A 13,521-nucleotide genomic window follows, 5' to 3' on the forward strand; every position below is an offset into this window, starting at 1 on the left:
TGTCCAGTTGGTAAAAACCGCATAAAAAAGCCGCCGGGCGCAAACCCGGCGGCTTTCCGTTGTCGAGCCCGAGGTGCGTTACTTCTGCGCCACCGGCTTCACCAGCGGGGTGATGCGGCGGATGGTGACGCGGCGGTTGTCCTGTGACGGGCCATCCGTGCGCACCTTCAGGTAACGCTCGCCATACCCCTGCGTCGCCAGATTTTCCGGCGCGATATCGAAGGCATCGGTCAGCACGCGGGCAACCGATTCCGCACGTTCGTCGGACAGAACGAGGTTGCTGTCGTCGGAACCGACGGCATCGGTATGGCCTTCGATCAGGAAGGTTTCGGCCGGATCGCGTTCAAGCACTTCCTTGATCGCATCCGCCACCTTGCGCAACGAAGACGCCTGGTTCATCGGAATTTCGGCGCTGCCGGTCGCAAAGGTGATCGTATCGAGGTCGATACGGCGCACCTTGTCGCGGATACGTGCCGAATAGCGCACTTCATCCAGCGAATACACGCGTTCGACGCGCTCCACCGGCGGCTGTTCGAGGAACTCGTAATAATCCCTGTCCGGTTCGGTCGAGGTGTCGATGATATAGTCGTCCAGCGGCACCGTCAGGCGCATGGGCGGCAGGTCGAGACCCGGATCGCGCCAGCGGCGCGGCTGGTCGCGGTCTTCCATCAGTTCCGGTGCGTAATAGAGCACGTATTCGCGGCCGTCATCGCCAATGCGCGAACGCTGCACCACATCGCCGTAGCGGTTGCGGATTGTGACGATCTGCACACCGCCGTTACGCTCGATGATTTCGCGGGTACGACCGCCACGCAGGCGCTCGTATTCCGGCTCGTAACCCTCGTCGTAGAAACGACGGCTGTCGTCATGGCGTACGATCGTACGGTTGTCGAATTGCAGGATCACGCGGCCACCATCGCGGTCGCCTCCGCGTTCGCGAAAACCTTCGGGACGCTCAAAGCGCGGACGGCCATCGAGACGTTCGCCACGCTCGGCTGTTGCGGCTTCGAGCTTGATCGGCGGACGTGGACGTTCGCCGGGTGCAAGCGCCTGTGCCTCGGCATCGGAGGTCGGTGGCGGTGGCGGCGGGCCTGCGGGTGCGGCAACAGCCGGACCGCCTTCTGCTCCACCACGCGGCGGACGTGGACCACCTTCGCGAGGACCACGCGGCTGACCGGGCTGGCCCGGTGCGGCAGCAGCCGGTGCAGACGGATATTCCTTGGCGCTGTCGAGAATGGCGGCACCGTTTTCGACCGGCAGAACGACCGGTCCGGTTGCGGATGCCGGATCCTTGGCGATTTCCTTGGCGCGCTCGATTTCTTCAGGTGTGCGCGGCCCTGCCGGCGGAGCGGCAGCCTGACCAGGTGCCGGCTGACCAGCGGGCGCAGGTGCGGCGCCCGGCATGACACCGGATTGATCCGGTGCGGCCTGGCCCGGCGCTGCGGGTGCTGTGCCTTCCGGTGCAGGCGCATTGCCTGCTGTCGGAGCCTGTCCGGGAGTGGTTTCACCGGCAGCAGGCGCCTGTCCTTCGGCCGGGCGGGCCGGACGTTCCGAAGGTGCGGCCGGCTCACCGGCTGCCGGCGGAGCGGTTTCGGCTGGACGAGAAGCCGGAGCCTGCGCATCCGGCTGCGGCGCTTCGGCCGGGCGCTCACCTCTTGGGCGTTCACCCTGAGGACGTTCGCCTCTCGGCCGTTCACCTTGCGGGCGGCCCTCGCCCTGCTGGGCATCACCACGCGGGCGTTCGCCACGGGGACGCTCGCCACCCGGCTGGGTCTCGCCATCCTGCTCCGTACGTGCCGGACGCTCGGGTCTCTGCGGGCGCTCCTTAGGCTGTTCAGCAGCCGGTGGTTCAGCGGCGGGCTTTTCGGCTGCGGGCGGCTGTTCTGCCGGTGCCTCGCGGCGGGGGCGCGGCGCTTCGGGTTCGGGGGCCGCCTGCGGCTCGCGTGCCCGCGGGGCAGGTTCTGGAGCAGCCTGTGGTTCAGCTGCCGGCGCTTCCGGGCGTTGCGGCTCGGGTGCTGCCTGAGGTTCCGGCGGCTGTTCGCGCGGACGCTCGGCCTGCGCCGGTGCCTCTTCCTGCTGCGGCGCGGCGCCAGGCGGAAGGATCGGCTGTTCGCCGGACGGTGCATCCTGCACCCGGATGATTTCGTTATGCGCCGGCACATTCATTGCGCCCGGCGCCATGGGGGCTGCCATTGCCGGCTGCCAGATCAATGACAGCGACAGCACAGGCATGGCCACGCCAGCCCTGAACTTCTTGGCCATCAAACGGTGTTTCTTCGACATGGGACCTCCTTGGTGATCTCGCATCCCTGCAAAATTTCTGAACAAGACTCCTCTTGCGGGAGCTTGGCTCTGTTCGGGCTGCCCTCAACGGCTACCCATTAAAATTGTTCCCAAACCTGTACATGCAGGCCTGAACTCCACCTGAACGCTCCATTCAGGCAAAGCTGAGGCGGGCGCCGTCATCCGCCATTGCAAAACCACGTATTCCCGCTAAAAGCGCGCCCATATCAACCGGCACCGGAGAAGGACGCCCCATGACCAAGATCGACGAGGAAGCCCTGGCCGAAGCCTATAACCGCGCACTGGAACTGGAAAAGTCCGGCGATCTCGATGCCGCCGCGAAAGCCTATGCGCAGGTGCTGGAAATCGACCCGGAAGACCATGGCGGCGCCGCCGTCCGTCTCGCATCCATGGGCCGTGGTGAAACCCCGCCGCGCGCGCCGGACGCCTATGTCGAAACCCTTTTCGACCAACATGCCGAAAGTTTTGAGGACATTCTCGTCGAGCAGCTCGGTTACACCGTGCCGATGATGGTGCGCCAGCACCTGCAGTCGCTCGATCTCGGCCCCTTCAAACGCATGCTCGATCTCGGCTGCGGCACCGGCCTCACCGGTGGCACTCTGCGTGATATGGCGGAAGACATTACAGGTCTCGATATTTCCGAAAACATGGTGCAGATCGCCCATGAAAAGGATCTTTACGAGACGCTTTACGTCGGTGAGGTCGAGGATTTTCTCGAAGACAATGACGACGAGCCTTTCGACCTGATCACCGCCACCGACGTCCTGCCCTATCTCGGTGCATTGGAGCCGATCTTCTTCGGTGCGGCCGAAAACATGGTCAAGGGCGGCATTTTCGTGTTCTCCTCGGAAACCCTGCCGGCATCAGACGGTCGCCCCTATATTGTCGGCCCGCACCAGCGTTTCGTGCACACGGAAAGCTATATCCTCGACCGCCTGAAAGAGACCGGTTTCGAACTGATCGAGATGTCGGAAATCAACGTGCGCATGCAGGATGGCGAGCCAAGCCCGGGCCATCTGGTGGTGGCACGATTGAAGTAAGAAAAAAGAAGCGACTTGCTTCCTTCTCCCCGGATGCGGGGAGAAGGTCCGGCACGCACGTTGCAGATTGGCAAGGCGTGCTCCGAGGATCCGGCATGCCAACGACGACTGGGGCCGTCTCCCCCGTCCACCGGTTTACATCTTCAGTCCGCGGCGTCGTAACAGGTGGGCGCTTTTCTGAACCCGCCCCAATAGATCCACAGAGGTCGGCAGGACGGGCATTTCACCATGTGAGCCGCTTCCTGATTAAGGGCTTCCGTATCAAACGGATTTCTCCCTTGATCAAAATCCGTATCGGAAATCAGCAGCCACTCGATCGGATTGGGAATGTCTCCATAACTCAGACGCTCCCCGCATTTGCAGGCAATCGACGGCATCGCTACCCTCTCAGATACACCGACCCCGTATCGAAACTCAGGCCCGGAAACACCTTGGTCGTCAGGTCCCCGGCAGAAACACCGTACTGCTTGTGGATCATCGCCGCCGCCAGTTCGCGCAGGTCGCCTGTCGGCATCAGGTCGCGGCCTTCATACAGCTGGTCTTCTGCCAGCCCCGGCCAGTTTCCAAAAATCTTGCCGCCGTCGACGGCACCGCCCGCCAGAACCGCCACGCCGCCGGTCCCGTGATCCGTACCACCACTGCCGTTTTCACGTGCCGTACGACCAAATTCGGTCATGGCCAGAACAGCGGTCTTGCTCCAGGCATCCGCGCCCATGCTGTCCTTCAGCGTGGTGATCGCCAGCGCCAGCGTGCCCGCCACCTGCGCGAACTGCGCCTTCTGGTTCACATGCGTGTCCCAGCCGTTGATGGAAAAACTGCCGATCCGATAGTCGCGCGCCAAAAGGTTTCCGGCCAGTTTCGCCATTTCGGCCACACCGGTGCCACGCTTGCCGCTGGCATAAAGTGGATCGGTCGACATATCGGTGCGCACCGCCTCTTCGAAGGCCTTGGAGAACCCCCGGTCACCGGCATAAAGCCTTTCCAGAAAACGCACTTCGTCATCGGCGAGCGCCACATCCGATTGCGCAGACCACACGTCGACATCGTTGGGGCCGGAGAGGATCAGTTCCATCGAGGTGTTGATGTCGATCGCCCTGCGGCTCGCCGTGCGCGGAATGGCCGCCAGCGCGCGGTTCAGCCATCCATTGCGCTCGCGCTTCTCGGCACCGCCGCTTTCGAGAATATCCTGTCCGTCAAAATGGCTGCGCTCGTTGCGGTAAGGCGTCGAAACAGCATGCACGAAGGCAAGCTCACGCGCCTGCCACAGGGGCATCAGCGACTTTGCAGCCGGGTGCAAACCAAACCGGCCATCGAGATCGGTCAGGCCCGTGTCGGGCGTCAGTGCCAGCTTCGGCCGCAAGCCTGCGTAGGCTGCATCACCATAGGGCTGCAACAGGTCGAGCCCATCCATCGCCCCGCGCAGGATGATCGTCACGAAGCGGGCATCACCGGGCGTCGCGGCAAAGCTTACCGGCGTCATCACCGGCATGGCGGCAAGGCAGCAGGCAGAAGCGAGGAAGCCGCGGCGCGACAGTCGAAAATCCTTCGAAGCGTCCATCGTCATCTCCTGTTGAACTCCGGGGAAACAAGAACCATGGTCAGGCCGTGCACCTTGTTGGGTGCCTGCGCCACGATTTTTGTCGTGTCCGGCCGCGCCGCATCGGCCAGTGTTGCCGTCAGGAAGCCGGGCGGATCAAGGTCCTTGCCCAGCCCGCGCACAGCCAGACGCGCCCAGGCTATGCGTTCGCTGAGTTGGCTCGGTGAAAGCCAGGCGCCGGCATCGTCGGCAAAACCGGCCGGGCTCGGCGGTTGCCAGACAGGCTGCCCCATACGCCTCAGCGCGCCAAATGTCACGGCACGGGCATAACCCGGCTTCGGCGCGGCCGCCTTGGTGGCGGATTTCTTGATGTCGCTCGAAGCTCCATCCTCGGCGCTGGCGACAGCATCCGGCCGGCCCATGTCGGCGCCGCGCGGTCCGGGCTTTTCGGCCTGCACCATGTCGTCGCCGTCTTCGGCCTCTTCGGGCCGCACCGGCACTTCGGCATCCTCGTCATCCAGCGCCTTGGCCAGTGCCGTCAGCTCCGCTTCCTTGGCGTCGAGCGCGCGCAATCCGGATACGACGAAATCGAATGGCGGCTTGAATTTCTGCCCCTCGCCTTCCCATGCTCGCGGATGATCCAGCATCGCCTGATAGACCGCCGTCAGATTGCCGTCGCTCGCCGTCCATGCCGCCACCATCGCATCGATAATTTCCGTCGGAGGCTCATCGGCGATGAAATATTTCACGAGTTTGCGGCACACATGTTTTGCCGTCTCCGGTCGTTTTGCCAGATCATCCAGCATGGCGACATGGTCTGCATCGGTGCGGCCTTCCTCGCCGTATACCTTGCCCAGCAGCGACAGCCGGCCGGGTTCGGCGCGCTGGCGGCGATAACCGACTTCCAGCGTGCGGGCATCGACCGTGACCCCTGTCAGGATCAGCGCTGCACCGCGCACGTCTTCCTGGGTGTAACCGGATCCGGCACCCATCGTGTGCAGTTCCAGCAGTTCGCGCCCGAGGTTTTCGTTGAGCCCGGTGCCGTTGCGCAGACCGGCCTGCGATTCCGGTCCCACAGAGCGGTTCTGGTCGAGATAGAACAGCATGGCCGGGTGCAGAACAGCCGAATGCAGCAGGTTCACGAACGGACCGCCGATATTGGGGCGGATTGCCTCGGCCTCGAACAGCGACACAATCATCCGCATCGCATAGGTCTTGCGCGCGTTGACGGAAAAATGATCGATCCAGAAGCTCGCCAACCGCTCGAAAAAGCCGTTCTGCGAATGCACGGCCTGCATGATGCGGGCAAACGAATCGCGCCGCAACATGCGATCGGCTTCACGCAACGTGTCACGCCGCAGATCGGGATTGGGTTTCCCGGCCTGTGCCGCCTTCGCTTCAACTGCGCGTACGGATAGAAGGCGCAGCGCAGTCTCGCGTCGGCCATCGAACCCTTCCCTTGGAAAACGGGCCTTTGCCTTGGCGCCTCGCTCAACCTGTTTAATCAGGTCGGCAGCGCTGGCCGGCGCATTTTCTTCACCCGGCTTCAGGCCATAACCAAATCGGATGGCCGCCATGGTGGGGCGGGAAAGTGTCATCGAGCACCTCGTTTAGAACCTTGCACAAGGGGTGATGTAGCACTGCGACACAAACGGCAACAGATTAAGGCAAATTTCCTACATGAACGATTTGTAATCCGGCGTGATCGGTGCAGGGGCAGATTTCGCATCACACAATCGCAGATATAAACGCCGCACCGCCCTATTCGTTCCCGCGAAAACCAGACACCAAGTCACCTTTAAGCCATTGTTGCAATTAATATTTTTTTCATGGGAGCATGTGCATATTCCGCGCAAGCTGAAACGGGACGAGACATTCTGGATGCCAAGCCGCTTCCTGACTGACGAGAATGAAATCCGCATCAAATCGGAGATCGCAAAGGCGCAGGCAGCCTCGGTCATCGATCGAATGTACTATATGCTGGCCACCAATGCGGTTATCGCCGGTTGCGCCTACGCCGTTTCGACGGTCGGGCATGGAACCGATACGCTGGCACCATACTGGTTGGCTGCGCTTCTCCTGACACTGCTCGTCCGCGGCGTGCTGACAGCGGCAATGATGCGCCGCAACCTGCCGAATATGGAACCGGAAAAGACGCTCAGTCATCTCGCCGTCGGCAAGCTGGTGACAGGTTGCACATGGGCGGCGCTGCCCTTCATTTTCGACAATTTCGATGCCACCAGCGTCGATGGCGGCCTTTACCTGATGATGCTCGGCATCGCTGCCGCCACGGTACTGATGGGTGTCGGCAACAGCCTTGCGCCGCTTGCCTTCGCTCTTCCCGTCCACACAGCCGTTATCGTTTCGCTGATGTCGCAGGGTCTGCACGGACTGATGCTGGCGCTGTGCGTAACGGCTCTGACACTGCTGCTGTATCGCGGCAGCAAGCAATCGGAAGCGACGTTCGCCAGCAACACGCGCGCCAAGGTTCAGGCAGACGCGCTGGCGGAATCGCTCTCCAAGGCCAATAGCGAAATCCTCACCACCAATGCCCGGCTGGAACATCTGGCCAAATGCGATCCGCTGACCGGCCTCGCCAACCGCAACGCCTTCAACGAGGCGCTGGCCATCGGCATCGCCGATTGCCCGGAGGGCGGCGACCGCCAGCTGGCGCTGCTGATGGTGGATCTCGACGGCTTCAAGCTGATCAACGACACGCTCGGCCACAGCGTCGGCGACAATCTGCTCGTCTACGTTTCCAACCGCATGCGCCACTCCGTCGCCGGTGCCGACCTGATCGCCCGCCTCGGCGGCGACGAATTTGCGGTCATCTTCACTGGCCCGGATGCCGCCGCGAATGCGCGCGCCCAATGCGAGGCCATGCTGGAACGCAGCCACGGCCCGATCACCATCGCCGAGCAGTCCTGCATCGTCGGCACCTCCATCGGCCTGGCGATCTATCCGGATCACGCCGCCAATGCCGAGGACCTTTTCATCTGCGCGGACATGGCGCTTTACCGTGCCAAGGATTCGGGCCGCGGTCGCTGGTGCGAATTCCACCCGGATTTCCGCATCGCCGCCACCCGTCGTCACCAGATCGAGCAGGATCTCGGCGCCGCCATTCTCAGCGGCGCGGTCGAGGCCTGGTTCCAGCCGCAGGTCATGCTGGATGAAAGCGGCATTATCGGCTTCGAGGCGCTGGTGCGCTGGCACCATCCGCAGCTCGGCCCGATCGCGCCGCCGGATATCGTACAGGCCGCGCTCGCCACGCATCAGTCCGATCGGCTGACCGGCACCATCGCCAAGGCCGCCTGCCAGTTGCTGCAGCGACTGCCCGGTATGGGCCTGCCGCACGCCACTGTCTCGATCAACGTGTCACCGCGTGAACTCTCTGTGTATTCGGTGGTCGACCTCATCGACAGCATCGTCAAGCGCCACGCAATCGATCCGGCCCTGCTGGAAATCGAGATCACCGAGGAAGCGCTGCTCGATACCGACATGATCGGCGACCAGCTGGCCCGCATCTCCAGTTCCGGCTACAAGCTCGCCGTCGACGATTTTGGCGCCGGCCATTCCTCGCTCACCTACCTCACCGGCCTGAAGGTCGATCGCCTCAAGATCGACCGCGGCATCGCCGCCGGCGTCACCTCCAGCCGCCAGAGCCAGAACATCGTCTCCGCCCTTGTCGGCCTCGGCCAGTCGCTGTCCATCGACGTCCTTGTCGAAGGCGTCGAAACGCCGGAGGATGCCGCCGCATTGCAGGAACTCGGCTGCCACACCGCGCAGGGGTATTTCTTCGCCCGCCCGATGCCGCCGGAACGGCTCGACAACTGGATCGCCGAGCGCCCGTCCAACACGCGGCAGGTGGATTTCAAGCGCAGCGCCAACGCCAAGAGCTGAGGCGCGGCGCTGCCGCCGTTTCCCTTTTGTACTGGTTTTATGAGCCTGCCCCCTTCACAATGGACAGGACTCTCTCCATATTCGCGGCATGGCCAAATCTCCGAAAAAATCCACGCCCTCGAACCGCGGTTTTGAGGAGGCTCCCCAGGCTTCATTCGAAGGCGCGCCGCTTGAAGGCAGCGTTTCCGACTGGGTAAGGCAGCTCGAAGCCGAGGCGGAAGCGTCGGGTGTCGAAACCCAGCGCGAGATCGCCTCGAAAGCCGGCAAACACCGCAAGAAGATCGAGATCGCCGCCCGCGAAGAAGCGATAAAAGCTGCCGCGAAGGAAAAGCCGAAAACTGCCAAGAACACGACGGCCAGCAAGACCTCGCGCGGCGTCTCCATCGGCGCATCGTCGGACCCAAAGACCCGCGCCGCCGCCGGCCTCAATCCGATCGCCGGCATGGACGTCTCGCTGGAAGAAGCGGAAGCGCTTGCGCCCGGCGCCGTCACCGCCACGGTCGAAGCCCTCTCCGCCCTGATCGAAAGCGGTAACCCGCTGTTCAAGGACGGCAAGATGTGGACGCCGCACCGGCCCGTGCGCCCGCCGAAATCCGAAGGCGGCGTCACCATCCGCATGGATTCCGAATACCAGCCGGCCGGCGACCAGCCGACCGCCATCAAGGATCTCGTCGAGGGGATCAACAACAACGACCGTTCCCAGGTCCTGCTCGGCGTCACCGGCTCCGGCAAGACGTTCACCATGGCCAAGGTAATCGAGGCCACCCAGCGCCCCGCCGTCATCCTCGCGCCCAACAAGACGCTGGCCGCCCAGCTCTATTCCGAGTTCAAGAACTTTTTCCCGGACAACGCGGTCGAATATTTCGTCTCCTATTACGACTATTACCAGCCGGAAGCCTATGTGCCGCGCTCCGACACCTTCATCGAGAAGGAATCGTCGATCAACGAACAGATCGACCGCATGCGCCACTCCGCCACCCGCTCGCTGCTGGAACGCGACGACTGCATCATCGTCGCCTCGGTCTCTTGCATCTACGGTATCGGCTCGGTCGAAACCTACACCGCCATGACCTTTCAGATGGAAGTCGGCGACCGCCTCGACCAGCGCCAGCTTCTCGCCGACCTCGTCGCCCAGCAATACAAACGCCAGGACATCAATTTTATCCGCGGCTCTTTTCGAGTCCGCGGCGACACGATCGAAATTTTTCCCGCCCACTTGGAAGATGCCGCATGGCGCATCTCGATGTTCGGCGACGAGATCGACTCGATCACCGAATTCGACCCGCTCACCGGCCACAAGACCGGCGACCTGAAATCGGTCAAAATCTACGCCAACTCGCACTATGTCACCCCACGCCCCACCCTCAACGGCGCCATCAAATCCATCAAGGAAGAGCTGAAAATCCGCCTCGCCGAGCTGGAAAAGGGCGGCCGCCTGCTGGAAGCGCAGCGGCTGGAACAGCGCACCCGCTACGATATCGAAATGCTCGAAGCCACCGGCTCCTGCGCCGGCATCGAGAACTATTCGCGGTATCTCACCGGCCGCAGTCCCGGCGAGCCGCCACCGACCCTGTTCGAATATATCCCCGACAACGCCCTCCTCTTCATCGACGAAAGCCACGTTTCCGTCAGCCAGATCGGCGGCATGTATCGCGGCGACTTTCGGCGCAAGGCGACGCTTGCCGAATACGGCTTTCGCCTGCCGTCCTGCATGGACAACCGCCCGCTGCGTTTCGAGGAATGGGACGCCATGCGCCCCCTCACCGTCTCGGTTTCGGCGACGCCCGGCAATTGGGAAATGGAACAGTCCGGCGGCGTGTTTGCCGAACAGGTCATCCGCCCCACCGGCCTGATCGATCCGCCGGTGGAAGTGCGCTCGGCCCGCTCCCAGGTCGACGACGTGCTCGGCGAAATCCGCGAAACCGCGCAAAAAGGCTACCGCACGCTCTGCACGGTGCTCACCAAGCGCATGGCCGAAGATCTCACCGAATACCTGCACGAACAGGGCGTTCGCGTCCGCTACATGCACAGTGACATCGACACGCTGGAGCGCATCGAGATCATCCGCGATCTGCGCCTCGGCGCCTTCGACGTACTGGTCGGCATCAACTTGTTGCGCGAGGGTCTGGACATTCCGGAATGCGGTTTCGTCGCCATCCTCGACGCCGACAAGGAAGGTTTTTTGCGCTCCGAAACGTCGCTGATCCAGACCATCGGCCGTGCGGCGCGTAACGTCGACGGCAAAGTCATCCTCTACGCCGACAAGATCACCGGCTCGATGCAACGGGCGATGGACGAAACCACCCGCCGCCGCGAAAAGCAGGTCGCCTATAACGAGGAACACGGCATCACGCCGGAATCGGTGAAGGCAAAGATTTCCGACATCCTCGACTCGGTCTACGAACGCGACCACGTCCGCGCCGACATTTCCGGCGCCAGCGGAAAAGGTTTTGCCGATGGCGGCCATCTGGTCGGCAACAATCTGCAGGCCCATCTCAACGCGCTGGAAAAGAGCATGCGCGATGCGGCAGCCGATCTCGACTTCGAAAAGGCCGCCCGCCTGCGCGACGAGATCAAACGCCTCAAGGCCGCCGAACTGGCGACCATGGACGACCCGATCGCGAGGGACGAGGCAAGGAACCAGGAAGGCAAGGGACGCACCGCCTCTCCTCCGTCATCCTCGGGCTCGTCCCGAGGATCTGCTGCCGCCGAAGAAGGGCAAGCCTCCTACTTTGCCAAACCCTCGATCGACGACATGGGCCCGGGCACAGACACGGCAAAACCGCTCTTCCGCCGCAACTCACTGGACGAAATGACCGTCGGCCGCACGGAAAAGCCGACCACCGGCAAACTCCCGGAAAAACCGGTCACGGAACCCGGCAAACGGTTTTCACCGCTGATGGAAGGCCAGCCGCAACGCGCCGACAAGGACGATGTCCGCCCGCTGGTGCGCGGCAAGGTTGGCGCCGGATCCTATGAGGATGCGGGGGATACCAAGCAGCAGAAACGGCGCACGAAGGGCAAGACGGGGCGTCCGGGGCGGTGAATGGGGGCTTAAAACTCAAGATTTAATTGCCCCAACCCGAGTTCGTTCATAATCAATTCTTTAGTTTTGGCCGAACGAAACACTCTATAAAATGACTGAGATCGATATTCGTTCGCGATTTTTGACATTACTGCGCTTGCCAACTGAACGAATGATTCGAATTGCTCCTCTGTCGGAATGTCAAAACCGCGCTCTTTACTCAATAACGATATACAATACATGATATACCATTGGGTATACGCGACAAATTCGTTGTTTCCGTCAAATCCATCTTGTTGCCGAATACCTATAAGTTGGGTCTCTCTTATAGAATTGACAAAAATGTAAAGTCTCGCGAGTCGAACGAGGTAAACGGCATCTAACCTTTCCGAGAATATCCGATCGTACATCGATCCAAATATTTCGTCAGATTGAGTTTTCGCCAAATGCGGCTCATGAAGTCGATAAGCAAGTATTGCCTGGCCGAGCTTCAAGGAATCTATTCTATCACGACCATCCGAAATCTCGAATTGATTCTTTTTTCTTTCATACAATAGATTATTGTCTTCAAATACCGCAGCAATTTTCTTTTGAATCGCGTCGTTCGCCTTAAGATCTCTAGGAGCAATACGCGCCTGACTATTGGTGGCAATTGCAATTTGCTCGGATATATCTGGCCTGCTGGAAGCGAATATCTTAACCAGAAGAATAATCTCCGAGACCTTCTCTGGATTTCTTTTGTAGGCTTCGAGCAACGAATAAGACGTCTGCGCACCATTAACAATCTGGAATTCGGTCAACTGTATTTTTGAGCCACGTACCTTTTGGTGAGTAAAGTCTTTGGCAATTATCGTGATGCCGTTATTAAGATACCAAAATAGGTGGTTCTCATCGGACAATGCACTCTGATGTATCTGACGATTATATCCACCTTCCAAGCCCAAAAAGCCTCGAATGTTCTCATCAAAAAGATGCCTTTTGATGGAAAACCCGTCAGTCGATACCATCTCTATATATGATTTCGCGTCTACATTAGCGACCAGTCCGCGAATATCACAATCAACGCGTTCATATTTTTGGACATCTACGGTATCAAGGACGCCATTCCCATTTTCACGCCCATCATTTGAGAGAAGATTTATTACCTCCCCGTAATTTATCTCTTCAACCGCGACAAAATCATAGCTATCACAAAAAGAGTCCAGCCTCTTTTTCTCATGATCTACAAGAGGAAGTCCGTTAGACACCAACAATACATTGATGCGGAGAAATTTTCCAGAATCAATGAGACTCCATATATCGACTATTTTTTGCCGAAGTAGAGGATTCACGGACTCTAGCAATCCATTGGATCGGTCCGCAATGTCTCTTATCAAGGATACGAGTTTATCTACTTCGCTACCGGGAAAATTTCTTTTTGCGCTTTTTATACTAGCTGCATATTTGCTTTGTATCAAATTTACATGGACGATCCCGCCAGATTCCTGTATGTATACGGCATCAGCACCACGATCATGCCCCCCATCCGTTATAAGTGAGGAGATATCCTCTCCTGAACGAGGGAAGAGCGCATCAAGCATAAGATATAGAAATGAGATGGACCGATCATCTATACCTATACGATCTGAGGATTTGCTGATTTTACTTTCAAGAAGAGAGAATTCTAGTTCGGTTATCTGCCGCATTGTAACACCAACTGATTCAAGCAACCAAAG

Annotated in this window: 8 protein-coding genes; 3 read left to right on the plus strand and 5 right to left on the minus strand. The window is 60.2% G+C overall.

All coding sequences use genetic code 11. The features are described 5' to 3' along the window. Positions 1-78 precede the first annotated feature (78 nt). Positions 79-2,283, minus strand: coding sequence for an OmpA family protein (locus GAO09_RS05640; RefSeq protein WP_153353068.1), 2,205 nt, complete (start codon positions 2,281-2,283; stop codon positions 79-81). A 254-nt stretch (positions 2,284-2,537) separates the two neighbouring features. On the opposite strand from GAO09_RS05640, the gene GAO09_RS05645 reads away from it, so the two are divergent. After that, entirely contained in the window at positions 2,538-3,344 is an 807-nt protein-coding gene (locus GAO09_RS05645; protein ID WP_153353069.1) for a class I SAM-dependent methyltransferase, read from the plus strand. Positions 3,345-3,487: 143 nt separating this feature from the next. Here GAO09_RS05645 and GAO09_RS05650 read toward each other — a convergent pair whose 3' ends face one another. The 3 genes from GAO09_RS05650 to GAO09_RS05660 are packed head-to-tail and all read right to left on the minus strand — an operon-like array spanning position 3,488 to position 6,479. After that, the gene (locus GAO09_RS05650; RefSeq protein ID WP_153353070.1) at positions 3,488-3,721 is read right to left on the minus strand and encodes a hypothetical protein; all 234 of its coding nucleotides are present in this window, start codon (positions 3,719-3,721) and stop codon (positions 3,488-3,490) included. A gap of 2 nt (positions 3,722-3,723) precedes the next feature. Then, positions 3,724-4,908, minus strand: a complete 1,185-nt coding sequence (locus GAO09_RS05655; protein ID WP_153353071.1) for a DUF1501 domain-containing protein — start codon at positions 4,906-4,908, stop codon at positions 3,724-3,726. Next, positions 4,905-6,479 (minus strand): DUF1800 domain-containing protein, encoded by a 1,575-nt coding sequence (locus GAO09_RS05660; protein ID WP_153353072.1) that lies wholly within the window; start codon positions 6,477-6,479, stop codon positions 4,905-4,907. Before GAO09_RS05660 ends, GAO09_RS05655 begins: the two co-directional genes overlap by 4 nt. A 241-nt stretch (positions 6,480-6,720) precedes the next feature. Between GAO09_RS05660 and GAO09_RS05665 the strand changes: the two genes are divergently transcribed. Continuing rightward, positions 6,721-8,781 (plus strand): EAL domain-containing protein, encoded by a 2,061-nt coding sequence (locus GAO09_RS05665; protein ID WP_153353073.1) that lies wholly within the window; start codon positions 6,721-6,723, stop codon positions 8,779-8,781. A gap of 88 nt (positions 8,782-8,869) precedes the next feature. Next, positions 8,870-11,827, plus strand: coding sequence for an excinuclease ABC subunit UvrB (uvrB, locus tag GAO09_RS05670; RefSeq protein WP_153353074.1), 2,958 nt, complete (start codon positions 8,870-8,872; stop codon positions 11,825-11,827). Positions 11,828-11,835: 8 nt separating this feature from the next. Here the strand turns inward: uvrB and GAO09_RS05675 are convergent. After that, the coding region (locus tag GAO09_RS05675; RefSeq protein ID WP_153353075.1) for an AIPR family protein at positions 11,836-13,521 on the minus strand (1,686 nt) is incomplete at its 5' end.

This window comes from Endobacterium cereale (assembly GCF_009617585.1).
Lineage (GTDB): Bacteria > Pseudomonadota > Alphaproteobacteria > Rhizobiales > Rhizobiaceae > Neorhizobium > Neorhizobium cereale.